This window comes from Streptomyces sp. NPDC111507 (assembly GCF_055638955.1).
In genome coordinates this window covers 469,195-490,991 of sequence record NZ_JBVKBU010000005.1, presented here as the reverse complement: position 1 = coordinate 490,991, position 21,797 = coordinate 469,195, and the positions used below count along the sequence as shown (strand labels likewise).

22 protein-coding genes are annotated in these 21,797 nt (G+C 71.2%); 14 read left to right on the top strand and 8 right to left on the bottom strand.

Features of this window, described 5'->3' with window-relative positions:
- Positions 1-210 precede the first annotated feature (210 nt).
- The 5 genes from ACZ7M2_RS23495 (at position 211) to ACZ7M2_RS23475 (ending at position 5,741) form a co-directional block, all read left to right on the top strand.
- Positions 211-1,617, top strand: a complete 1,407-nt coding sequence (locus tag ACZ7M2_RS23495) for a PepSY-associated TM helix domain-containing protein (protein WP_471596899.1) — start codon at positions 211-213, stop codon at positions 1,615-1,617.
- Positions 1,618-1,648: 31 nt separating this feature from the next.
- Positions 1,649-2,116, top strand: coding sequence for a BlaI/MecI/CopY family transcriptional regulator (locus ACZ7M2_RS23490; protein WP_471596898.1), 468 nt, complete (start codon positions 1,649-1,651; stop codon positions 2,114-2,116).
- 6 nt (positions 2,117-2,122) lie between these two features.
- Positions 2,123-3,073: a M56 family metallopeptidase gene (locus ACZ7M2_RS23485; RefSeq protein ID WP_471596897.1), complete on the top strand. Its 951-nt coding sequence runs from the start codon at positions 2,123-2,125 to the stop codon at positions 3,071-3,073.
- Positions 3,074-3,309: 236 nt separating this feature from the next.
- Positions 3,310-4,725: a hemolysin family protein gene (locus ACZ7M2_RS23480; RefSeq protein WP_471596896.1), complete on the top strand. Its 1,416-nt coding sequence runs from the start codon at positions 3,310-3,312 to the stop codon at positions 4,723-4,725.
- A complete protein-coding gene (locus ACZ7M2_RS23475) occupies positions 4,722-5,741 on the top strand; it encodes a hemolysin family protein (RefSeq protein ID WP_471596895.1) in 1,020 nt (339 codons plus the stop codon). Before ACZ7M2_RS23480 ends, ACZ7M2_RS23475 begins: the two co-directional genes overlap by 4 nt.
- Before the next feature lie 190 nt (positions 5,742-5,931).
- On the opposite strand, the gene ACZ7M2_RS23470 is transcribed toward ACZ7M2_RS23475, so the two are convergent.
- From ACZ7M2_RS23470 to ACZ7M2_RS23460, 3 genes are all read right to left on the bottom strand, one after another.
- Positions 5,932-6,279, bottom strand: a complete 348-nt coding sequence (locus ACZ7M2_RS23470; RefSeq protein ID WP_352047399.1) for a tetratricopeptide repeat protein — start codon at positions 6,277-6,279, stop codon at positions 5,932-5,934.
- A 69-nt stretch (positions 6,280-6,348) separates the two neighbouring features.
- Entirely contained in the window at positions 6,349-6,789 is a 441-nt protein-coding gene (locus ACZ7M2_RS23465) for a MarR family winged helix-turn-helix transcriptional regulator (protein ID WP_471596894.1), read from the bottom strand.
- Positions 6,786-7,322, bottom strand: a complete 537-nt coding sequence (locus ACZ7M2_RS23460) for a MarR family winged helix-turn-helix transcriptional regulator (RefSeq protein WP_471596893.1) — start codon at positions 7,320-7,322, stop codon at positions 6,786-6,788. The genes ACZ7M2_RS23465 and ACZ7M2_RS23460 overlap by 4 nt, the downstream gene beginning before the upstream one ends.
- Positions 7,323-7,455: 133 nt before the next feature.
- Here ACZ7M2_RS23460 and ACZ7M2_RS23455 point away from each other — a divergent pair, with 133 nt between their 5' ends.
- The gene (locus ACZ7M2_RS23455) at positions 7,456-8,421 is read left to right on the top strand and encodes a pirin family protein (RefSeq protein WP_471596892.1); all 966 of its coding nucleotides are present in this window, start codon (positions 7,456-7,458) and stop codon (positions 8,419-8,421) included.
- A 194-nt stretch (positions 8,422-8,615) separates the two neighbouring features.
- On the opposite strand, the gene ACZ7M2_RS23450 is transcribed toward ACZ7M2_RS23455, so the two are convergent.
- Both ACZ7M2_RS23450 and ACZ7M2_RS23445 read right to left on the bottom strand, forming a co-directional pair.
- Positions 8,616-8,867, bottom strand: a complete 252-nt coding sequence (locus tag ACZ7M2_RS23450; protein ID WP_471596891.1) for a hypothetical protein — start codon at positions 8,865-8,867, stop codon at positions 8,616-8,618.
- A 126-nt stretch (positions 8,868-8,993) separates the two neighbouring features.
- A complete protein-coding gene (locus tag ACZ7M2_RS23445; protein ID WP_471596890.1) occupies positions 8,994-9,860 on the bottom strand; it encodes a LysR family transcriptional regulator in 867 nt (288 codons plus the stop codon).
- A 157-nt stretch (positions 9,861-10,017) separates the two neighbouring features.
- Between ACZ7M2_RS23445 and ACZ7M2_RS23440 the strand changes: the two genes are divergently transcribed.
- The 7 genes from ACZ7M2_RS23440 (at position 10,018) to ACZ7M2_RS23410 (ending at position 16,902) form a co-directional block, all read left to right on the top strand.
- Positions 10,018-11,052 (top strand): alcohol dehydrogenase catalytic domain-containing protein, encoded by a 1,035-nt coding sequence (locus ACZ7M2_RS23440; RefSeq protein WP_471596889.1) that lies wholly within the window; start codon positions 10,018-10,020, stop codon positions 11,050-11,052.
- Positions 11,053-11,105: 53 nt separating this feature from the next.
- Complete coding sequence (locus tag ACZ7M2_RS23435) at positions 11,106-12,182, top strand: flavin monoamine oxidase family protein (protein ID WP_471596888.1); 1,077 nt, start codon at positions 11,106-11,108, stop codon at positions 12,180-12,182.
- Positions 12,170-12,724 carry a DinB family protein gene (locus ACZ7M2_RS23430; RefSeq protein WP_471596887.1) on the top strand — a complete coding sequence of 185 codons (555 nt, stop codon included), beginning with the start codon at positions 12,170-12,172 and terminating at the stop codon, positions 12,722-12,724. The genes ACZ7M2_RS23435 and ACZ7M2_RS23430 overlap by 13 nt, the downstream gene beginning before the upstream one ends.
- A complete protein-coding gene (locus ACZ7M2_RS23425) occupies positions 12,721-13,974 on the top strand; it encodes an MFS transporter (protein ID WP_471596886.1) in 1,254 nt (417 codons plus the stop codon). The genes ACZ7M2_RS23430 and ACZ7M2_RS23425 overlap by 4 nt, the downstream gene beginning before the upstream one ends.
- Entirely contained in the window at positions 13,971-14,297 is a 327-nt protein-coding gene (locus ACZ7M2_RS23420) for a sulfurtransferase TusA family protein (RefSeq protein ID WP_471596885.1), read from the top strand. Before ACZ7M2_RS23425 ends, ACZ7M2_RS23420 begins: the two co-directional genes overlap by 4 nt.
- Positions 14,298-15,415: 1,118 nt before the next feature.
- Positions 15,416-15,868 (top strand): MarR family winged helix-turn-helix transcriptional regulator, encoded by a 453-nt coding sequence (locus tag ACZ7M2_RS23415; protein ID WP_471596884.1) that lies wholly within the window; start codon positions 15,416-15,418, stop codon positions 15,866-15,868.
- A gap of 308 nt (positions 15,869-16,176) precedes the next feature.
- Positions 16,177-16,902 carry an AraC family transcriptional regulator gene (locus ACZ7M2_RS23410; RefSeq protein ID WP_471597020.1) on the top strand — a complete coding sequence of 242 codons (726 nt, stop codon included), beginning with the start codon at positions 16,177-16,179 and terminating at the stop codon, positions 16,900-16,902.
- Positions 16,903-17,014: 112 nt separating this feature from the next.
- On the opposite strand, the gene ACZ7M2_RS23405 is transcribed toward ACZ7M2_RS23410, so the two are convergent.
- The 3 genes from ACZ7M2_RS23405 to ACZ7M2_RS23395 form a co-directional block, all read right to left on the bottom strand.
- Positions 17,015-18,034 carry a Gfo/Idh/MocA family protein gene (locus ACZ7M2_RS23405; protein WP_471596883.1) on the bottom strand — a complete coding sequence of 340 codons (1,020 nt, stop codon included), beginning with the start codon at positions 18,032-18,034 and terminating at the stop codon, positions 17,015-17,017.
- A complete protein-coding gene (locus ACZ7M2_RS23400) occupies positions 18,034-19,035 on the bottom strand; it encodes a Gfo/Idh/MocA family protein (protein ID WP_471596882.1) in 1,002 nt (333 codons plus the stop codon). The genes ACZ7M2_RS23405 and ACZ7M2_RS23400 overlap by 1 nt, the downstream gene beginning before the upstream one ends.
- A 291-nt stretch (positions 19,036-19,326) precedes the next feature.
- Positions 19,327-20,505, bottom strand: a complete 1,179-nt coding sequence (locus ACZ7M2_RS23395; protein ID WP_471596881.1) for a phytanoyl-CoA dioxygenase family protein — start codon at positions 20,503-20,505, stop codon at positions 19,327-19,329.
- A 108-nt stretch (positions 20,506-20,613) separates the two neighbouring features.
- On the opposite strand from ACZ7M2_RS23395, the gene ACZ7M2_RS23390 reads away from it, so the two are divergent.
- A complete protein-coding gene (locus ACZ7M2_RS23390) occupies positions 20,614-21,660 on the top strand; it encodes a LacI family DNA-binding transcriptional regulator (RefSeq protein WP_471596880.1) in 1,047 nt (348 codons plus the stop codon).
- Positions 21,661-21,797: the final 137 nt, after the last annotated feature.

Sequence of the window (21,797 nt, the reverse complement as noted above, 5' to 3'; positions counted from 1 at the left end):
TGACTCAGGCCACATGGCGCCCCGGGAACTCGACGCCTCCGCGCCCCGACTTCTGGACCACCACGGACCACCAAGGACCACTCCGGGCCGGGAGTCCAACTCGCCGGCCCACGACCCGAGTCCACCCCCGTCCCTGTCCCGTCCCCGCCCCTACTCCTGTCCTCGCTTCTGTCCGCATTCCCCTCACCGTCCGACCGGAGAAGCCCGCCCATGTCCACCGCTCCCACGACCACGACGGACGAGTCCCCCAAACCCGTCGCCCCGGCCCCCACCCGAAGGGCGACCCTGCGCCCCCTGATCCTGCGCCTGCACTTCTACGCGGGCGTACTCGTCGCCCCGTTCCTGCTGGTCGCGGCCCTGACCGGCTTCCTGTACGCCGCCTCCTACCAGGCCGAGAAGATCGTGTACGCGCATGAGCTGACCGTCCCGGTCGGCAACGACAAGCTGCCGCTGTCCCAGCAGGTCGCCGCCGCCCGCAAGGCACACCCGCAGGGCGCGGTCTCCGCCGTACGACCGTCGCCGGAGGCGGACGCGACGACCAGGGTGCTGCTCTCCGGCGTTCCCGGCGTCGGCGAGGGGCACACGCTCGCGGTGTTCGTCGACCCGTACACCGCGAAGGTGCGCGGCTCGCTGGAGCAGTACGGCGCCACCGGCGCGCTCCCGCTGCGCACCTGGATCGACGAACTCCACCGTGACCTGCACCTCGGCGAGAACGGACGGCTCTACAGCGAACTCGCCGCGAGCTGGCTGTGGGTCATCGCGGCCGGCGGGTTGGTGCTGTGGTTCGGCCGGCGGCGAGCCCAGCGCAAGGTGCGGGGCACGTCCGGGCGCCGTCGCACCCTCGGGCTGCACGGCACCGTCGGTGTGTGGGCGGCGGCCGGGTTCTTCTTCCTGTCGGCGACCGGACTCACCTGGTCGACCTACGCCGGCGCCAACATCGACGAACTCAGGACCTCGCTCGGCCAGGCGACCCCCTCGGTGTCCGCGTCGGTGGCGGCCGGCGGTGAGCACGCGGGCCACACCGGCACGGGGTCCGGCGGCACCACGGCCTCGACCACGCCCCAGGACCTCGACAAGATCCTCGCGGCCGCCCGCGCGGAGGGTCTCGGCGACCCCGTCGAGATCGTCGTGCCCGCCGACGCCTCCACCGCGTACGTGGTCAAGCAGGTCCAGCGCAGCTGGCCCGAGAAGCAGGACTCCGTCGCCGTGGACCCGACGACGGGCAAGGTCACCGACGAACTCCACTTCGCCGACTACCCGCTGCTCGCCAAACTGACGCGCTGGGGCATCGACGCCCACAGTGGCGTCCTCTTCGGCCTCGTCAACCAGATCGCCCTGATGGCCCTCGCGCTCTGCCTGGTCCTGCTGATCGTGTGGGGCTACCGCATGTGGTGGCAGCGCGGCCGTGCCTCCGCGTTCGGCCGCCCCATCCCGCGCGGGGCCTGGCAGCAGGTCCCGCCGCAGATTCTCGTCCCGCTCATGGCGGCCGTCGCCGTGCTCGGTTACTTCGTTCCGCTCCTCGGCATCCCGCTCGCGGTGTTCGTCGCCGTGGACGTCGTGCTCGGCGAGATGGCGTACCGCCGTGGCAAGCGCACCCAGGGAGGCCAGGTAGCGTGATCGGGTAGGGGAACGCCGGAGGGAGACGGACATGGCGCAGCGCGACCGCGAGGACCCGCACCGGCCTTCCAGGCGCCGCGGGCAGGGCGAGTTGGAGAGCCAGGTGCTCGGTGCACTGCGCGAGGCGGAGGCCCCGGTGACCGCCGCCTGGGTGCAGGAACGACTCGGCGGCGACCTCGCCTACACCACCGTCGTCACCATCCTGACCCGGCTGCTCGCCAAGGACGCGGTGGCCCGCGAACGACGCGGACGCTCCTTCGTGTGGCGGCCCACCGCCGACGTCGCGGGCCTGGCCGCCCTCAAGATGCGCCGGCTTCTCGACGGCGAGAGCGACCGCGAGGCCGTCCTCGCCAGCTTCGTCACCGCGCTGCCGCCGGACGACGAACAGGTCCTGCGCGCGCTCCTGGAGACGGCCCACGCTACGGACGGGGCCGACGCGACGGGCAGGACCGATGTGGTGGGTGGGGCCGACGGGGTGCCCGACAGTACGGAAGACTGAGGTCTCATGGGGGTCTTCGTCTTTCTGCCGCTCGTCCTTCCACTCAGCGCCTGGCCGGTGGCACGCCTCGCCGAACTGCGTCTGCATCCGCGTACGGCCACCCGGCTGCTGACGGCGGTCGCCACCGTCATGGCCCTGTGCAGCACACTCTGCCTGGCCCTGCTGATGGTCGTCGGGACCGCGCAGCTACCCGGCAACCCGCTCCCGGACGGCTGGTCCGACGCGGAGGTCCGCGCCGCCGTCCCGCACGACGAGATCGCGGGCAAGGCGGCGATCCCGGCCCTGGTCCTGGTCCTCGCGGTCTGCGCGCGCACCCTGTGGCGCCACCACCGGGTCGCCCAGCGCGCGCGGCGGGCACTCGCCGCACTGCCCAGCCGTTCCGTGGTCGTACTCCCCGAGGAGAAGCCCTACGCCTACGCTCTCCCCGGCGGACGCCGCGACCGCGTGGTGGTCACCACGGCCCTGCTGCGCGGCCTCACCTCGCCCGAGCGCCGTGCCCTGTTCGCGCACGAGCGGGCCCACCTGGAGGCCGCTCACCACCGCCACCTGCTCGCCGTACGACTCGCGGCGCGCGCCAATCCGTTCCTGCGGCCGCTGCGTACGACCGTCGTCTACACCACGGAGCGGTGGGCGGACGAGGACGCGGCCCGGTCGGTGGGCAACCGCACGGTGGTGGCGCGGGCGATCGGCAAGGCGGCCCTGCTGTCGGGCGGGGGCCCGGCGCCGGCGTTCGCCGCGTTCACCGGCTTCGCCGGATTCGCGTCCGCGGGTCCTGTGCCGCGCCGGGTCGCCGCCCTGCTGCGCCCCGCGCCGGCGGCCCGCAGCTGGCCGTCCGTGTTCACGTCCGTGGGGCTGGCCGCGTGGGGCGCCGCGGTCGGCACCCTCGTCTCCGCGATGTCGTCGGCGAACTCGGCCGTGACGATGGTCCTGATCCTGCACGCGGCCACGCCGCTCTAGACCGGCCACCACTCCTCTGTCGTTCCGCCACCACACCCCTCCAGGGGTTTCTACAGCCGCGTAGAAAGAACGTGGGTGGCATGGGAACTCGTTTGCGAACAGAATCGTTTCCCAGGGACACACCGACTTCAGAGGAGCGCTTCCTTGTCCGCCAGACCGACGGACCCCCCGGGACACAGTCCCGAACCACCCCGCCTGATTTCTCTTGATCGCGGCACAGAGTGGGGTGGTGTTCGATGAGTGCCGCACTCGGCCTGCTGGCCGTCCTCGTCCTGACCGCCGGCACCGGCTACTTCGTCGCCCAGGAGTTCGCGTACGTCGCCGCCGACCGCCTCGCGCTCGCGCGGGAAGCGGCAGCGGGCGACCGACAGGCCATGCGCGCCCTGAAGGTGCTGGAGCGGCTGTCCTTCATGCTGTCGGGCGCCCAGCTCGGCATCACCGTGACCGGTCTGGTCGTCGGTTTCCTCGCCGAGCCGTCCGTGTCCGCCCTGCTCAATCCCGTCCTCACCGGGATCGGCATCCCGGACGGCGCGGTCACCGGCGTTTCGGTGGTGCTGGCCTTCGTGTGCGCGACGGTGCTCCAGATGGTGCTGGGCGAACTGGCTCCCAAGAACCTGGCCCTGGCCGTCCCGGAGCGCCTCGCGAAGGCCCTGGCGGGCTCCACGCTCGCGTATCTGAAGGTCGTCGGTCCGGTCGTACGGCTTTTCGACGGCGCCGCCGACAAGCTGCTGCGCAAGGTCGGCATCGAGCCCGTCGAGGAGCTCCACCACGGCGCGACCCTCGAAGAACTCGGCCATCTCATCGGAGAGTCGCACCAGCACGGGCAGCTGCCGCGTGAGACCGCCGATCTCCTCGACCACGCCCTGGAGTTCTCCGACCGCACCCTCGACGAGGTGATGGTGCCGCGCGCCGACGCCGTCTTCGTCCGCAAGGACGCGACGGCCACGGAGGCCGTCCAGCTGATCGCCGAACACGGACACTCGAACTACCCCGTCCTCGGTGACCACCCGGACGACATCACCGCCGTCCTGGGCGTACGCGAGCTGATGCGGCTGCCCGCCGACCGGCTCACCCGCACGACGGCCGGCGCGCTCGGCCGCAGACCGCTGCTGCTGCCCGACACCCTGCCGCTGCCCGAGGCCGTGGCACAGATGCGGGCCCACGACGACGAGTTCGCCGTCGTCCTCGACGAGCACGGGGGCGTGGCGGGCATCGTCACCTACGAGGACATCGCCGAGGAACTCGTCGGCGACATCGCGGACGAGACCGACACCGTCAAGGAGATCGCGGTCGCCGACGGCGAGGGCTGGCTCGTCGACGCCGGCCGTCGACTGGACGAGGTCGCCGAGGCGACCGGCATCGACCTGCCCGAGGAGGACGACTACGACACGGTGGCGGGGCTGATCGTCGACCGCCTCGGCCGCTTTCCCGCCCTCGCGGACCGCGTCATCGTCGAACTGTCCGACACAGGCCGCGTCTCGATCGACGTACAGGCCCTGGACCGCCACGTACCGGAACGGGTCCGCCTGGAACGCCTGCCGACGACGGACCGTACGGACCGTACGGATGGCGTGAACGGTACGGACGGTGTGGGCGGCACGGGCCGTGTCCACCGCATCCACCGTGTGGACACTGCGGAGGAGCAGGCATGAGTTTCTCGATGGCGCTCTTCGTGACCGTACTGCTGCTGGTCGGCAGCGGGTTCTTCGTGGCCGCCGAGTTCGCGTTGGTCGCCGCCAAGCGGCACCGGCTGGAACAGGCCGCGGCGGCCGGGCAACGCGGTGCCAGGGCAGCACTGGCCGGAATGCGCGAGCTGTCACTGATGCTCGCGGGCGCCCAACTGGGCATCACCGTGTGCACGCTGGGCCTGGGCTCGGTGTCCAAGCCCGCGATCTCGCACGAACTCGACCCGTTGCTCCACAAGGCGGGCCTGCCCAGCGGCCTGAGCTACGGCGTGTCCTTCGCGCTCGCGATGTTCGTCGTCGTCTTCCTGCACATGGTGGTCGGCGAGATGGCCCCCAAGTCCTGGGCCATCGCGCACCCCGAGCGTTCCGCCATGCTGCTCACACCGCCCTTCCGGGCCCTGACCCGGGCGGTGCGTCCGTTGATCGTGGGGCTGAACAAGGTGAGCAACGCGCTGGTCCGGCTCTGCCGGGTCACGCCGCGCGACGAGCTGGCCTCGGTCCACAACCGTGAGCAACTCACCCACCTCGTCGAGGAGTCGGAGCGGCTCGGGCTGATCAGCAAGGAGGACTCCGAGCTGATCACCAGCTCTCTGACCGAACCGCAGCACCCGGTCGGCGACCTCCAGATCCCGGCCGACCGGATCACCTCGGTCCCCGCCGACGCGGCGATCGACGCCGTGCTGGGCGTCGCCGGGGACAGCGACCGCACCCGCCTGCTGGTCCGCGACGGTGTCACGGTCCTCGGCTCGGTGCACGCCCGTGACGCTCTGGTCGCCCGCGCGCAGGGCCGGGCCGCGGTCGCCCGCGACCTGGCCCGCCCCGTCCCGGAGCTGTCACCGCACGACACGGTCGCCCACGCCGTCGAACAGTTGCGCCTGCACCGCGCCTCTCTCGCCGTCGTACGCGACGACACGGGGCGGCTGACCGGCCTGGTCAGCCTGGATGACCTGCTGGCACGGCTGATGGAGCCGCGCACGGCGTGACAGGGCGGAGGCCGGGTGCCGCGGCTGTGGCCGGTCACCTCGATGACCAGCCACGGCGCTCCGGCACCCGGCCTCTTCGTCCTGCTCCCGGGGACGTTCACGGCCTCGGGCGACGTTCATGCCCTGGGGAGACGTTCACGTCCTCAGTGGGCGGTCGCACCCCCAGGGGCGGTCACATCCCTGGGGGCGGTCACACCTGCTCGAAGTCACCCGCGAGCGCGGCGGCGATGCGCAGGTGCGACTCGGCCTCGTCGTGACGCCCCTGGCGCTGGAGCGTGCGCCCCAGCATCAGCCGGGCGTAGTGCTCCACCGGGTCACGCTCGACGAGCGCGCGCAGCTCGGTCTCAGCGCGGTGCAGTTGGGCCGAGTGGTAGTACGCGCGGGCCAGCAGCAGCCGCGGTCCGGTCTGCTCCGGCACCTCGTCCACAAGGCCGCCCAGAACGCGCGCCGCACCGGCGTAGTCCTTGGCGTCGAAGAACAGCTGCGCCCGCTCCCAGCGCTCCGCGTCCGTCCCCTGGTCGTAGTACTTCGTGTCCACTGCTGACCTCCTTCGCGTGCCAGAACCTCAGCTGATGATTGAATATTCCACCACCTCGGCCCGTGGGCGTCATCCGCCGGCCAGCTCCGCGTTGGCTCGCTCCGTCACCAGGGTCAGCACGCGCCCTACCGTCGCCAGGTCCTCGGCCGGTATGCCCGCGTACAGCCGGGCCGCGATCTCGCTCCCGGCCGTGCGGATCTCTTCGAACACCTCACGGCCGTGCTCGGTGATCGACACCAGCGGAGCGTCCGTCTCCGTCAGTAGCTTCAGGGCCGTCATCTCCGCGATGGTCTCCTCCGCCACCGACTCCTCGATCTTCAGTGCCTCGGTCAGCCGGCCCACGAGCCGGTCGCGCTCGACGGTGCCGCCCTGGTCCGAGACGGCCCGCAGGGCCACCGACTGGTTGAAGGTGCTTCCGATACGGACCAGCGCGGCCTCCAGGGCCGCTCGGCTCGCGTAGTGGGCCAGTCCTACGACCTGGCCGCCGACCGGGGGAGTGGGAATGCTCATGGCTGCTCCTCGTCAGAAGGTGAAGAGAGATGTGTGTCGAGAGATGCATCGCCCGGCGCGTCGCCCGGCGCATCGAGCGATACGTCGAGCGATACGTCGAGCAGGGTCGCCAATTCGCGGCTGAACGCCTTCGTGCGCTCGCCGCCGAGTCCGCCGAGCGGTTCGAGAAGCTGCTCCAGCAGCCCCTGGACCACCCCGATCGCGCGCCGTGCGACCTCGCGTCCGTCCTCCGTGAGTGACAGCTGGATCGCCCGCGGATCGGCGGGATCCCGCGTCCGGTCGACGACACCGGCCGCCTCCAGGGCGCGGGCCAGCTTCGATACGTAGAGCGGTTCCAGTCCGGTGTGATCGGCGAGCTGACGCTGGCTCGGCCGCCGCCCGGCCCTGTGCATCCCGTACAGCGACGCGACCAGCGAGTACTGGGCGTGGGTCAGACCCAGCGGCGCGACCGCCCGATCGACGGCCACGCGCCACTTGGTGGACAGGCGCCAGACGAGGAAGCCGGGGGTCGCGTGCTCGGATGTCGAACTCATGAGAAAAACCATACATGGCTACTATGTCCATGGCTACTATTTCGCGTAGTACCCCCGTCCGGGGAGCCCAGGAGAGCCCAGGGGAGGGAGGACGGCCTGACGGACGGTGCCCGACGGGGCTAGGTTGTGGCCCATGAGCAATCTTGATCGCGAGGCAGTTCCCGCGCTGTGCGGTGGCCGCGGTTTCGTGGTGGCCGAGCCGGTGCGTGAACTCCTCAGTCCCCGTCGGGTCAAGCTCGGCGAGTCCACCGAAGTCCGCCGCCTGCTGCCCAACTTGGGCCGCCGCATGATCGGCGCGTGGTGCTTCGTCGATCACTACGGGCCCGACGACATCGCCGACGAGCCCGGTATGCAGGTCCCGCCGCACCCGCACATGGGACTCCAGACCGTCAGCTGGCTCCACGAGGGCGAGGTGCTGCACCGCGACTCCACGGGCAGCCTGCAGACGATCCGCCCGCGCGAACTGGGCCTCATGACGTCCGGAAGGGCCATCAGCCACTCCGAGGAGAGCCCCACGTCGCACGCCCGCTTCCTGCACGGCGCGCAACTGTGGGTCGCCCTCCCCGACAGCCACCGCCACACCGACCCGCACTTCGAGCACCACGCCGAGCTGCCGCTCGTCACGGCCGCCGGCCTCAAGGCCACGCTGATCCTGGGCACCGTCGACGGCGCGACCTCGCCCGGCACGACGTACACCCCGATCGTCGGCGCCGACCTGTCCCTCGCGAGCGGCACCGACGTACGACTGCCGCTGGAGCCCGACTTCGAGTACGCCGTCCTGTCCATGTCCGGCGAGGCGCACGTCGACGGCGTACCGATGCTCCCGGGCTCCATGCTCTACCTCGGCTGCGGTCGCACCGAACTCCCCCTGCGCGCAGAGTCGGACGCGTCCCTCATGCTCCTGGGCGGCGAGCCGTTCGAGGAGGAGTTGGTCATGTGGTGGAACTTCATCGGCCGTTCCCAGCAGGACATCGAAGAGGGCCGCAAGGACTGGATGGAGGGCACTCGTTTCGGCGAAGTGCACGGCTATGACGGCGCCCCACTGCCGGCTCCCGAACTCCCGCCCGTACCACTGAAACCGCGCGGAAGGGTGCGTTGACCTGGGGCTGGGCTCCTGGAGCGGGCGTCTCGCGAGGTGTGCTCGGCGTCCCCCCGGGGGCAGGAACGGCTCAGGGGGAGAGCCGTGTCTCGTGGCGAGCGACTCGAACTGTAGTACGACGTACAGGTGTTGGCGTCTGTGAGCAGGTCTGATCAGACACTTGCCGGCCCTTTGCTGACGCTACTGGCGAGTAATCAAGTGTGCGGGTCGTGCTCGTGCGTACGCCGAGTCTGGTCCTGTCCGGCTGTCACCGTGCCCGAGCGGGGGAGCGGGCGGCCGTGCCGGCGGGCGAGACCTGCGTCGTGGCCGCGCAATGACTCGCGGCCGTCTCGTAGATCGTCGTGCGCCAGGGGTTCCTGCGAGACGGTCCCTGGAACGCCGTCGAAGAACGGCTTCTTGTGCCGGTCGTGGACGGCCGCTGCTTCGACGCGGAAGGCCTTGTCCATGGTGAGGGTTGAGGACGATTTCTGGATATGCGATGCCGGCGGCGCTGGATTCCTGACGGTGATTCCGGTAGGGGTGCCGGAGTTATGGAGGCATAACCTCTGTCAATCACTCACGCCCTCATCGGCCTACTGCGTGAGAGCCGCGACGAAGTCCTCCAAGTCGGCCGCGAGCGGGGTGTCGTTGTCCCACACGGCCTCGTACGCGATTTCCACGGGAGCGCCGGCTCGGACCAGGGGGCGGCTGCTGCCGTTGCCGTGTGTGATCTTGGACTGGGGCAGGAGGGCGGCGCCCACGCCCATCCGTGCCCACTCGTCCAGCACGCGGTAGTTGGAGGCCTCGCCGGGATAGGTGCGCAGCGCCAGGTCGTGGCTGTGGAAGAGCTCGGTGGTGAAGGTGGTCAGCCCGCAGCTGTCCGGTACGAGGATGTAGGCCGCGTCGGCCGCGGCGTGCAGCTCGACCGGGCTCTCGGTCCGGGGGTCGGCGGGGTCGATCACGACGACCGGCTCGCGGGCGATGACGCGATGCCGGAAAGTGGGCATGGCCTGCACGGCGGGCACGAGGACGATGTCCAGCTGTCCTGCCTGGAGGTCGTCGCGCAGGTGTCTGAGATCTGCCTCGCGCAGGACCAGGTCGCGTGGGCGGTCCAGGTGGCGGGCGGCGTCGAAGGCCCGGGCGACGAGGTCGGCGCCGATCAGGGGCGAGACGCCCATGCGGATCGTGTCGGGGGCCGGGTGTGCCAGCCGCTGGGCCTCGGCGACCACCGAGTCGAGAGCGTCGAGGGCCCGGTCGATCATGGGCAGGATCCGTGCGCCGTGCGGGGTCGGCTTGACGCCGCGAGGTGAGCGCTCGAACAGCGTCACGCCGAGCTCCTGCTCCAGGCGTGCGATGCCGTTGGACAGGGCGGGCTGGGTGACCCCGTAAGCTCGCGCGGCCGCACTGAACGACTGCGTCATGGACACGGCCCGTGCATAGCGCAACCCCTCGATGTTCATGCTGCTGCTCCCCTCCTTGCTATAGCTGTTGTTTATACCCCTATTCGCCGTGATCCTCTACCGGGGTCGTCCGGTACGTCCTACGGTGCAGGCAGAGCCACGTGAGCGGTAATCCGTGGGTATCCGCGTCGGCTGTTGATTTCAAGGAGAGTTTCTCGTGTCCCGGAATTCTGACCGTATTCACAGGGCCGCACAGGTGGCGGAGCCCGGGGCTGCCGTACGGGTCGTCCCTGTTGAGGAGCGGCCACCTGGGGTCGGCGAGGTGCGTATCGACGTGGAGGCGACCGGCATCTGCGGCGCCGACATCGGTACGGTCCGCAATCCCGCTCCGCCGGCCGGCTTCCCGGTCACTCCGGGCCATGAGATCGCCGGCGTGATCGCGGAACTGGGCCCCCAGGTGGAGGGCTGGGACGTGGGGGACCGAGTGGCCGTCGGCTGGTTCGGCGGCAGCTGCGGGCACTGCTCGGCATGCCGTGCCGGGGATGTCGTGCACTGTCCGGAGCGGAAGGTGCCGGGCATGGCGTATCCCGGCGGCTGGTCGAGCACCATCACGGTTCCCGCCTCCACTCTCGCCCGGATCCCCGAGGGCCTGTCCGCGGCGGAGGCCGCGCCCTTCGGCTGCGCCGCCGTCACCACCTTCAACGCCCTGCGGTACTCCGGTGCCGGGCCGGGCGACCTGGTCGCCGTCCTCGGGATCGGCGGTCTGGGGCATCTGGCGGTGCAGTTCGCCGCGGCGATGGGGTTCGAGACGGTGGCGATCGGCCGGGGCGAACGGAAGCGGAAACTCGCCGAGGAACTGGGCGCACGGCACTACATCGACACCGAGCGGGCGGAACCCGGAGCGGCGCTGGGGAAGGTAGGAGGGGCGCGGCTGATCCTGTCCACGGCCTCCAGCAGCAAGCCACTCGCGGAGCTGGTCGACGGGCTGGCCTCGCACGGGAGGCTCACCGTCGTCGGTTTCGACGGATCTCCCCTGCACCTTCCCCTGGCCAAGCTCGTCATGGGGGCTCGCAGCGTCACCGGTCATCTGACCGGCAGCCCCGCCGACACCGAACAGGCCATGCGCTTCGCGGTCGCCACAGGTGTCCGCCCCCGGGTGCAGACCGTCCCGCTGGAGGAAGCGCAGCAGGCACTCGACACCCAGCGGGACGGCAGGGCCCGTTGCCGGATGGTCCTCATTCCCGGCGCCTGACCGCCGTCGTAGAGCGTCATAGAGCGTCATAGAGCGAAGAAAGGAGGCCGTACATGCTCCAGCATGACGGCCACGACGTCGTCGTGGTCGGTGCCGGGATCGCCGGCCTTGCCGCGACCGCCGCCCTGGTCGCCGCCGGGCGCGACACCGTGTGCCTGGAGGCCCGGGACCGCTGCGGCGGGCGTCTGCTCAGCACACCCGCCCCGCCCGGGGCCCTCGACCTGGGGGCCACCTGGTTCTGGGACGGTGAGCGGCGCATCGCGGATCTCGCCGCGCGGCTCGGTGTCGGCACCTTCGAGCAGCACTTCGCGGGGGACACGCTCGTGCAGGAAGCCACCGGTGTACGAAGGCTGCCCGGCAACCTGATCGACGCCCCGGCCCGACGCTTCGCGCTCGGGGCGGACGCCCTTGCCCGTGCCCTCGCGGCTGAACTCCCCTCGGACGTCCTGCGGCTGGACACCCCGGTCACGGCGCTCCGTCGCCGCGCCACCGGTGGGCTCGAAGTCCGTACGGCGGGCAGGGTGCTGCACGCTGAACACGTAGTGGTGGCGGTGCCTCCCGCACTCGCCCTCGCACGCATCGACGTCGGCTCGGACCTGCCCGCGGAACTGGCCCGTCTCGCCAGGTCAACCCCGGTGTGGATGGGGGCGGTCGCCAAGGTCGTCGCCCGCTATCCCACCGCCTTCTGGCGCGGCGAAGGGCTCGCTGGAGCGGTGGTCAGCAGGACCGGCCCGCTGCAGGAACTGCACGACATGTCGGGCCCCGACGGACGGCCCGCCGCGCTGCTCGGCTTCGCTCCGGCCCAGGCCGTCGGCTCAGGCTTCGAGCAGGCGGTGATCGCTCAGCTGGCGCAGCTCTTCGGTCCTGCCGCCGCCGAACCCGAAACGCTCCGGGTGCAGGACTGGAGCAGCGAGCGGTGGACCGCTCCGCCCGCCGTGCACCACCTGGCCGACTACTCACTGTTCGGGCATCCCCTCTACCAGCGGCCCGCGCTGGGCGGCAGGCTGCACTGGGCCTCGACCGAGACGGCCGCCCAGTACGCCGGGCACATGGAGGGCGCTCTCGCCGCCGCCGAGCGAGCGGTGACGGCGTCCCTGACGATGGATGAGGTGAACTCATGTTCCAGATAGACGCGTTGCTGCGCGAGTACGACCGTGCTTGCGCCTACACCGACGAGTTGTGGAAAGACCTCACGCCGGACGAGGTGACCTGGCGCCCGCACGAGGACTCGAGCGCCATCGGCTGGCACCTGGGCCACCAGGCCCACGTCGCCCACTTCATGATCCGCAACCTCACCGCGGCCGAGCCCAGCCCGGACCCGGAACTGGACGGGCTCATGGATTCGGCGAATCCGGAGAAGTTCCGCGGCACACTGCCCACGGTCAAGCGGCTCACCGAGTTCCGCACCACCGTCGCCGAACGCGTGCACGCCCGCATCGGGGACATCGCCACCGGCCGGGTCGGCGCCCCCACGCAACTCACCGTCGTCGCCACTCACTTGCTCACCGTGCTCATCAACCACGAGTACCAGCACGACCAGTGGATCAGCGAGGTCCGCGCGGGCGACCTCGGGCATGCGCTCCCCTCCGACCCCGACAGTGAGCACATACGCCGTGTCGACGGCTATCTCGTCGTCGACGTTCTGCAGCCGTGGGGAGAGACCCGCCTGTGACAAGCACCGCCCGGGACACCACTGCCGTCATGTCCCCGCGGCCCGAGGCACAGCGTCGCGTGCTCGCCGTCCTGGTCAGCAGCCAGATACTGAGCGGGGCGGGACTCGCGGCCGGCATCACCGTCGGAGCCCTCCTGGCGCAGGACATGCTCGGCACCACCGAGCTCGCGGGTCTGCCCAGCGCCCTGTTCACCGCGGGCTCGGCCCTCGCCGCCGTCGCCGTGGGTCGCGTCTCCCAGGCCCGGGGCCGCCGGCCGGGTCTGGCAGCGGGATACCTGACGGGCAGCGTCGGCAGCGCGGGCGTCATCGCCGCCGCCGTCGCCGACAGCCCCGTGCTGCTCTTCATCGCCCTGTTCGTCTACGGCGCCGGTACGGCCACCAACCTCCAGGCCCGGTACGCCGGAGCCGACCTCGCCGAGCCTGCCCACCGCGCCCGGGCCGTCTCCACCGTCCTGGTCGCCACGACCCTCGGCGGAGTGGTCGGCCCCAACCTCGCCGCGCCCACCGGCGACCTCGCCGACACCCTCGGCATCCCCGCCCTGGCCGGGCCGTTCCTGCTCTCCGGCGCCGCCTACGCGCTGGCCGCCCTGGTCCTCGCCGTCTGGCTGCGCCCCGACCCCCTGCTGCTCGCCCGCAGCCTCGACCTCCAGGAGCGGCGCACGACGGGTGACGCCGCCGGGACGGTTCCCGCACACCAGCGTGGTCCCGGGCTGATACCAGGCGCGCTGACGATGATCCTCACCCAGCTCGTCATGGTCGCGATCATGACGATGACCCCTGTGCACATGCACGACCACGGCCACGGAACCGCAGCGTCCGGTCTGGTCATCGCCCTTCACGTCGGCGCGATGTACCTGCCCTCGCCGCTGACCGGCTGGCTCGTGGACCGGTACGGCCCGACCGTGATCGCCGCAGCCTCCGGTCTCTCCCTCCTCGCCGCCGGAATCGCCGCCGCCGCGGCGCCCGCGGACTCCGTCGCCTTGCTGGCCTTGGCGCTCGCCCTCCTTGGCCTCGGCTGGAACCTCGGCCTCGTCTCCGGCACGGCGATGATCACCGACGCCGTGCCCCTGGCCACCCGCGCCAAAACCCAGGGCACGGTGGACGTCTCCATCGCCATCGCCGGCGCCACCGGCGGCCTCGCCTCCGGCCTCGTCGTGGCCGCCGCCGGCTTCCCCGTCCTCGCCCTCACCGGCGGCCTCCTCGCCCTCGCGGTCCTCCCCGCCATCGCCGCCACCACAAGCGGCCGATGAGACACCCCACCCAGCCCGCCCAAGCGGAACTCACCGTCGACGGCACCGGCCTGCTCTGCGTCGCCCTCCTGCTGCGCCTGCGCCGGGCCATCGACGGGGCGGCACCAGGCACCATCGTTCACGTCATCGCCACCGACCCCGCCGCACCACTCGACTTGCCCGCCTGGTGCCACCTGACCGGACATCAGTATCTCGGGCCCGTCCCCGCAACCGACGGGACGGTGTACGCGCTGCGGCTCGCCGCCGGCGCGCATCCCACCCGCTCGGACGCGCCGTGGCAACGGACCGAACGCCAGGATGAGCTGGGACGCAGTCGGCAGTGAACGCGGTCGCGCGCACCGCCGACAGGACGGTGACCTTCCACATCACCCAGTGACCGCCCCGAGCCACGGCGGTAAGGCTGTGCACGACACGCCACGGCCCTACGACCGATGGACCGATTCCCGGCCGAGGCGGAGCGGACGACATCGAGGGGGCCGGGCGGCACGGCGCCGGACACGGCTCGGCGGTCACCCAGCCGTATCCCCCGCGAGCAGTGAGTTCCTGCCCGATGCTGAACCACGTGGCACGCCATGCGAACAGGTCGAGAACCCGGTCGTACGACGTACCGGTACACCGGGTGACCGGCGGCGCCCCAGTACCCCTCGGGGATCTCGGCCGAGAACGCGCACACGCACCGTGGGTCGCGCGGCCGGTCCCCTTTCCCGGCATCGAGGACGGCCTCCGCGACCGGTCCCGGGGCGGCGGGATCAAACCCCTCGTAGCCGATCAGGAACTCGGTGATCCGGTTCAGCAGCGCCGCCTCGGCGCCGGCCCCGAGGGTGCCCTCGGCTACATACACGTCGAGCATGGGGCATGGCTCGGTTTCCCTTCTCGACCACTGCGGCCCCACCAGAGCGGCGACTCGGAACCACACGCGATGCGGCGCCCCCCACACCCCTTCGGCAGCCCGGACCTGCGTCACCACACACCACGCGGCCGCCAACACCCCTGATGGACACTGTTGTTGCTCGACAACAACAACAGGCGGACGCCGCAAGGTCGAGTGTTGCCCCCGATCAATCTGGCGGCAGGATTCGGTCGCGGCCCCGGACCGGGCCGTCCGGGGCTCGCGGCCTGTTCAGGGGCTCATCCTGCGCGGCTCTTGCCGGCGCCCGCCCCCAGGTCGGTGAAGGAGGGGCACGCTCATGCACGGCCCGGCCATCCCCCCGCGGTGCAGCGGCTGGGTGAACAAGCCTGCGAGTGCCTCCATCTGCAGCGGATCCACATGGTGCGCCTCCAGCGCCGTCATCGTGGCCGCCGTCGCTCAGCCTGCAGACGCGCAGGTGGATCCGCGGTCCTTCAGCCCGGTGAGTGCCACGCGCACAGGTGATGGGGAGGGGCCCCTTCACGGATGCGAGTACATGCTCGTATCCTGGGGGGTGAAGCTCTGGAGGAAACGATGACCGCTCCGTCAACGAACCGCGACGACCCGTGCAACAACCTGGCGCTACGCAAGGCGGCCCGGTACCTCGGCGCGACCTACGACAAGGCCCTGGCCCCGGTCGGTCTTCGTGCCACGCAGTTCAGCATCCTGCAGAAGCTCAGCGCCCACGGAGAAGTGACGATCACCGCCCTTGCCGACATGATCGCCATGGACCGTACGACGATGGCCTCGAACCTCAAGCCGCTCGCGCGGGAGGGCCTGGTGACCGTCGAACCATCGGCCGTCGACCGCCGCGCACGGATCGTTACGCTCACGCCGGACGGCCTCGCCCGAATGAAGGCGGCGCTACCACTGTGGCAAGCCGTGCAGGCCCAGTTCGAGGAGCGCTACGGCACCGGCGACGCGGCCCAGCTGCGAACATCCCTCGGAGCCGTTCTCCAGACCGGCTTCGAACCCTGGGCTGAGTAAGGCACAACTCCGAGGAGTGATACCGAGGCCGACCTCGGCGGCCCGCATGTCACAACACCCCTGTGGCTCCGACCGGCCCCCGGTGCGCGTCAGGCGTTCGGGGAGCTGTTCGACAGTCCGGCCAGGGCCTCCACCATGAGGACGCCTCGACCGTGCTGGACCTGGGCGTTGTCCTCTTCGGGGAGTGCCAGAAGCGAGGGGCCGGCGGGCTGCTGCCGGAGCCTCGTACCTTGAGCCGGACGTGGTCCGCGAAGGCCCATAGGCGGATGTCGACATCGGTGCCGATGTGGGTGACGCCCGCGCCGCCGATGGTCTTGCCGCGCTTGCGGGCGGCCTCGTGGCCTTCGAGGGCGCGGTCGCCGATCGCCGGGCAGCAACAGCGGGGAAGCATGGTCGCCGGGCCCGGGTTCGGGTCCGGAGGCGGGGTCCGGGCGTGGGGAGAGAACGTCGAGTGCGTGCAGGTGCGCCTGTCCCCGGTGATCGCACGCGCGGTTCTGGGCGCCTCGCCCGCCGACCTCGACGGTGCCGTCGTGTCCTTGGGCGACCTGTGGGGCCGGGAGGCGTCCCGGATTCGCGAGCAACTGCGCAATGTCCCGTCGTGGCAGGATCGCTTCGCGTTGACGGACGCGCTGCTCGCCCGCCGGTATGAGGCGGGGCCGCCGGTAGAACCGGAGGTGGCCTGGGCCTGGCACCGGATCATCGGCAGCCGTGGCCTGGCCCGGGTCGACGGACTCGCGGCCGAGGTCGGATGGAGCCGTAAGCGCCTGTGGTCCCGGTTCCGGTCGCAGCTCGGCCTGCCGCCCAAGCGCGCCGTGAGGCTGGCCCGCTTCGACCATGCCGCCCACCGCCTGGTCGCGGGTGAGGGCGCGGCCCAAGTCGCGGCCGACGCGGGATACGCCGACCAGTCCCACCTGCACCGTGACGTCAGGGCGTTCACCGGGGCAACCCCCGCGACCGTGGCCGGCGAGCTGTTTCTCGCCGTTGACGACATCGCATGGCCCAACTGCGGAACACCTGACAAGCCTCAGGTCTGAACGTCACGGCGGCCACTTGTGTGCTCTCTCAGTGGGCCTTCTACCGGGGGGCCGCACAGGGAAGGGGAGAGGGCGGTACCGGACCGTTCCGCCCTCTCCCGTTCGCTCTTCGTCATGCCGTGGCCGGCAGGACCGTACGTGGCCGTACCGGGAACCCGGCCGCCCGGTAGGAGTCGTCGATGAGCCGCATCGTGGTCAGCGCGTCGTCGGCGTCGAGTGCCGGCGGCGTCCCGTGCCGCAGGTGGGCGGCGAAGGCCTCGAGTTGGTAGGTGTACGAGGACCGGCGGCCGAGTTCCTCGGTGCGCTCACCGGCGGCCGTACGGACGACGACCCGGTCGTCCAGATGCGGCTGTACGAAGTTCACCGCCGTGGCTTCGCCGCGCGAGCCCACGACGCGGCAGCTCATCTGCCATGTGTGGTGGGCCATGTGGCAGCGGGCGCTGCCCGTGGCGCCGCCCGGGAACTCCAGATCGACGTCCAGCCACTCGTCGACTCCCGCCGACCGAGCCTTCTCCCCGCCGCGCGCGGTGACCAGCCGGGGCGCCCCGCCCGCCCACGGCGCGAGCATGCGCTGGGCGTGCAGGCTGTAGCACCCGAGGTCCATCAACGCGCCGCCCGCCAACGGGAGTTGCCACCGTACGTCGTCGTCCGGTGGCGCGGGCATGGCGACCATGGTCTCGACGTGCCGTAGGTCGCCCAACTCCCCGCTGTCCAGCAGCTCGTGCAGGCGCCGGGTGACCGGGTGGAACAGATAGTGGAAGCCCTCCATGAACACCGTGCCCGCCTTGGCGACGGCCTCGTGGACCTCGGCCGCCTCCGCCGTGTTGCTCGCGGACGGCTTCTCCGTGAGGACGTGCTTGCCGGTCTGGAGGGCGGCCAGGTTCCACGGCCCGTGCAGGCTGTTGGCCAACGGGTTGTAGACGACCTCGATCTCCGGGTCGGCGACGAGCTCGGCGTAGGAGTCCACCACCCGCTCCACGCCGTGCGTGGCGGCGAAGGCCTCGGCACGGTCGCGGTCGCGGGCGGCCACCGCGACCAGGCGGTGGCCGGTTGCCCGGGCCGGTCCCACGATCGACAGCTCGGCGATCCGGGCCGCTCCCAGGACTCCGATCCGCAGGGGTTCGTCCGTCATCACGTGCGCACCTCTTCGAGTCGTACGGGCCGGTGTTCACGCAGGGACAGGGTGCACGCCTCGGCGATCGAGCTCGCCTCGATGGCGTCCGCGACCGTGCAGGGGGAGGTACGGAGGCCGGCGACGACTTCGGTGAACGCGGTGAGTTCGCCGCGGTAGGCGTCGGCGAACCGGTCCATGAAGAAGGTGTGCGGCGTTCCGGCCGGGAAGGTGGTGCCCGGTTCGACGGAGCGCAGCGGCAGCCTGTCCTCCAGGCCCACCGCGATGCTGTCCTTCATGCCGTGCAGCTCCAGACGCACGTCGTGACCGCGGGCGTTGTGGCGGGAGACGGAGATGACGGCGATGGTGCCGTCGTCCAGGGTGAGCAGGGCGGACGCCGTGTCGACGTCGCCCGCCGCACGGATGTACTCCGCGCCGCGGTTGCCACCGGTCGCGTAGACCTCGACCACCTCGCGGCCGGTCACCCAGCGCACGATGTCGAAGTCGTGGACGCCGCAGTCGCGGAAGATGCCGCCGGAGACGGCCACGTAGGCGGGCGGCGGCGGGGCGGGGTCGAGGGTGGTGGACCGTACGGTGTGCAGGTCGCCGAGCTCACCGCTCAGCACGGCCCGGCGCGCGGCCGCACAGCCCGCGTCGAAGCGTCTGTTGAAGCCGATCTGCACCTCGACGCCGCTGCCCTCCACCGCACGCAGCACCTCCAGGCTCTCCTCGGCCCGGCGGGCCACGGGCTTCTCGCAGAAGACGGGGATGCCCGCCTGCACGGCGGCGAGGATGAGGTCGGGGTGCGCGTCGGTCGCGGCGGCGATCACGACGCCGTCGACGCCGGCGGCGAGCAGGGCCTCGGGAGAGTCGGTGGCGGTGGCCCCCAAGCGTTCGGTGGCCGTGGCGACGGCCGCGGCCACCGGGTCGGTGACCACCAGGGAGTCCACCCCGTCCAGCCCGGCGAGGGTCTCCGCATGGAAGGCGCCGATGCGGCCCAGCCCCATGACTCCTATGCGCATGAGATGCGTGCTCCTTCTGCCCGAGGGCGGCTCGGTCCTGACCGCCGAAGACGATGTGGTCCCAGCGGTGGGCGGGGGCGGCGTTCGTGCGTCAGGCCGGCGAGAGCGGTCTTGGCCGCGGGGTACGGCGCCCGGCGGCGCGGCCCGCCGTGGGCGTGGTGGGAGCCGATGCCGACGACGGCCGCGCCTTCCCCTGCGCCGGCCCGCACGATGCCCGCGCCGACGTCTTGGCTCCCGCCGTTTCCGAGGACGGCCTTGTCCTCGTGAAGTCCCCTGAGTGCCGTGTCGCTGTCAGCTCTGGCGGCGCTTGGCGCCCGCCTGCAGTTCCTGGCGCAGCCGCTCGGGGTCCCAGTTCTCGGCGACGGCCTGCCGGACGGTGTCCGCCTGGGAGGGCGGGGCGAGACCGTCCACCGGCGGGTCGAGGTCGAGGTTGGTGGGGAAGGGGTAGCCCTCGGCGGTGGCCGCGATCACGCGGCGCAGCCAGTCCTCCGCGACGCCCTCGGACTTACGGCGCAACAGCACCGGGAACAGGGCGTTCGCCATCGCCTCGCGGTCCACCGACTCCATGGCGCGGCCGAAGGCGGAGGAGATCTGCAACAGATTGGCCATGCGCCTGATGTCGGCCGAACGGTTGTGCCCGGCGGCGTGGAAGAGCGCCGGGTTGAAGAAGACCGCGTCGCCCTTCTCCAGGGGGAGTTGGACGTGGTGGGCGTCGAAGTACTCGACGAACCACGGGAGTCGCCAGGCGAGATAGCCGGGCTCGAACTTCTGCGAGTGCGGCAGGTAGAGGGTCGGGCCGGACTCGACGGGCATGTCGCAGTGGGCCACCGCGCCCTGCAGGGTCAGCACCGGCGAGAGCCGGTGGACATGCGCCGGGTAGGCCGCGGCGCGCTCCTGGGAGAGGAAGCCGAGGTGGTAGTCGCGGTGGACGTTCTGCGCCGCGCCTCCCGGGTTGACCACGTTGACCTGCGAGGTGACCTGGTAGGCGGGGCCGAGCCAGGCCTCGGCGATCAGCTCCAGGATGTCGTTGGCGTAGTAGTCGGCGAACACCTCGGGCGCCCGTACGGCCACCTTGTCCAGGGCGTTCCAGACGCGGTCGTTGGCGCCGGGCTTGGCGAAGTGGTCGCCGCGGGCCGTGCCGCTCGCACGCTCCTCCTCGATCAGTGCGCGGAAGGCCTCGGACGCCGCGTCCACCACGGCCGCGTCCGGGAAGGCGCCCTTGAGGATCACGATGCCCGGCCCGTCCGACAGGACCCCGGCCAACTCGTCCTGCACGCTCCGACGGCCTTCCGGGGAGATCGCCAGAGAGCGGAGCCGATCGCTGTCGTACAGCGGGACGTTCTGGTCGACCCGTTCGGCCGAGGGGTGGTCGGCGGGGTCGGTGCGCTGCTCCACGAGCGAGCGGAACGCGTCGAGATCGCAGTCCGCCTCGGTCAGCCAAGTCCGCGCTCCTGCGGCTGTGGGAGACATCCGGGTCCTTTCGCAGTCCGTGCGTTTCTGCCAGTCTTGAGCCCATCAATCCATCATTCAATGCTTGTCAGTACATCAAAAATGCATCATCGGCTCTTGGGATCAGTCATGCGACACCGCTACCCGATCAGGGAAATCGCCCGGCAGGCCGGACTGAGTACGGCCACGGTCGACCGCGTCCTCAACGAGCGGGGCAACGTGACGGAGAGCACCGTCAGGGAGGTGCACGAAGCCATCAAGGACCTGGACCGCCAGCAGAGCCAGGTCCGGCTCGGTGGCCGCACCTTCATGATCGACATCGTGATGCAGACTCCGGAGCGGTTCTCCACCGCGGTACGGGACGCACTCGAAGCCGAACTGCCCTCTCTGCATCCCGCTCTCGTACGTTCACGCTTCCACTTCCGGGAGACCTGCCCTCCCGCCGAACTGATCGGCACCCTGGACAAGATCGCGAGGAGTGGTACGCAGGGCGTGATCCTCAAGGCCCCCGACGAGCCGGAGATCGCGGCCGCGGTCGGTCGGCTGGTCGCGGCCGGCATCCCCGTCGTCACCCTGGTGACCGACCTGCCCCACAGCGCACGCCTGGCGTACGTCGGCATCGACAACCGCGCGGCCGGGGCCACCGCCGCCTACCTCCTCGGACAGTGGCTGGGCAAGCGGCCCGGCAACGTGCTCACCACCATCAGCCGGGGCTCCTTCCGGGGCGAGGAGGAACGCGAGATGGGCTTCCGCAGCGCGATGCGCCTCGCCGACCCCAGACGATCCCTGGTGGAGGTCACCGACAGCGACGGCCTGGACGCCACCCAGCACGATCTCGTCCTGGAGGCACTGAAGCGGGACGAGGACATCATCGCCGTCTACTCCGTGGGCGGGGGCAACCTCGCCACCCTCGACGCCTTCGACGCGCTCGGGCGGGAGTGCGAGGCGTTCATCGCCCACGACCTCGACCACGACAACACCCGTCTGCTGCGCGAACGCCGTCTGTCCGCGGTCCTCCACCATGACCTGCGCCAGGACATGCGCCGCGCCTGCCAGATCATCATGCGCGCCCACAAGGCACTCCCCGACGACGGACCGTCGCTGCCCTCGGCCATCCAGGTGGTCACGCCGTTCAACATGCCACCGGGTGCTCCGTCCGTGCCCGTCGCCGACTGAAACCGAAAGCCCCGACACCGCACCACGGATTCCGCTACGGCCCCTCAACCAGGCCGCCCACGGCGCGACTCGGCGGCAGGCCGGAGGCCGGTAGCGCGCCGCCCCGGGGGACGTACGATCGGGTCTCCTTCGCGCTG

Coding starts and splice junctions, on each gene's coding strand:
- ACZ7M2_RS23430 (WP_471596887.1), top strand. CDS start 12,170: ATGTTCCAGATAGACGCGTTGCTGCGCGAGTACGACCGTGCTTGCGCC.
- ACZ7M2_RS23405 (WP_471596883.1), bottom strand. CDS start 18,034: ATGACGGACGAACCCCTGCGGATCGGAGTCCTGGGAGCGGCCCGGATC.
- ACZ7M2_RS23455 (WP_471596892.1), top strand. CDS start 7,456: ATGAGCAATCTTGATCGCGAGGCAGTTCCCGCGCTGTGCGGTGGCCGC.
- ACZ7M2_RS23490 (WP_471596898.1), top strand. CDS start 1,649: ATGGCGCAGCGCGACCGCGAGGACCCGCACCGGCCTTCCAGGCGCCGC.
- ACZ7M2_RS23460 (WP_471596893.1), bottom strand. CDS start 7,322: ATGAGTTCGACATCCGAGCACGCGACCCCCGGCTTCCTCGTCTGGCGC.
- ACZ7M2_RS23465 (WP_471596894.1), bottom strand. CDS start 6,789: ATGAGCATTCCCACTCCCCCGGTCGGCGGCCAGGTCGTAGGACTGGCC.
- ACZ7M2_RS23400 (WP_471596882.1), bottom strand. CDS start 19,035: ATGCGCATAGGAGTCATGGGGCTGGGCCGCATCGGCGCCTTCCATGCG.
- ACZ7M2_RS23390 (WP_471596880.1), top strand. CDS start 20,614: ATGCGACACCGCTACCCGATCAGGGAAATCGCCCGGCAGGCCGGACTG.
- ACZ7M2_RS23480 (WP_471596896.1), top strand. CDS start 3,310: ATGAGTGCCGCACTCGGCCTGCTGGCCGTCCTCGTCCTGACCGCCGGC.
- ACZ7M2_RS23410 (WP_471597020.1), top strand. CDS start 16,177: ATGGTCTTGCCGCGCTTGCGGGCGGCCTCGTGGCCTTCGAGGGCGCGG.
- ACZ7M2_RS23450 (WP_471596891.1), bottom strand. CDS start 8,867: ATGGACAAGGCCTTCCGCGTCGAAGCAGCGGCCGTCCACGACCGGCAC.
- ACZ7M2_RS23485 (WP_471596897.1), top strand. CDS start 2,123: ATGGGGGTCTTCGTCTTTCTGCCGCTCGTCCTTCCACTCAGCGCCTGG.
- ACZ7M2_RS23395 (WP_471596881.1), bottom strand. CDS start 20,505: ATGTCTCCCACAGCCGCAGGAGCGCGGACTTGGCTGACCGAGGCGGAC.
- ACZ7M2_RS23445 (WP_471596890.1), bottom strand. CDS start 9,860: ATGAACATCGAGGGGTTGCGCTATGCACGGGCCGTGTCCATGACGCAG.
- ACZ7M2_RS23420 (WP_471596885.1), top strand. CDS start 13,971: ATGAGACACCCCACCCAGCCCGCCCAAGCGGAACTCACCGTCGACGGC.
- ACZ7M2_RS23495 (WP_471596899.1), top strand. CDS start 211: ATGTCCACCGCTCCCACGACCACGACGGACGAGTCCCCCAAACCCGTC.
- ACZ7M2_RS23475 (WP_471596895.1), top strand. CDS start 4,722: ATGAGTTTCTCGATGGCGCTCTTCGTGACCGTACTGCTGCTGGTCGGC.
- ACZ7M2_RS23435 (WP_471596888.1), top strand. CDS start 11,106: ATGCTCCAGCATGACGGCCACGACGTCGTCGTGGTCGGTGCCGGGATC.
- ACZ7M2_RS23415 (WP_471596884.1), top strand. CDS start 15,416: ATGACCGCTCCGTCAACGAACCGCGACGACCCGTGCAACAACCTGGCG.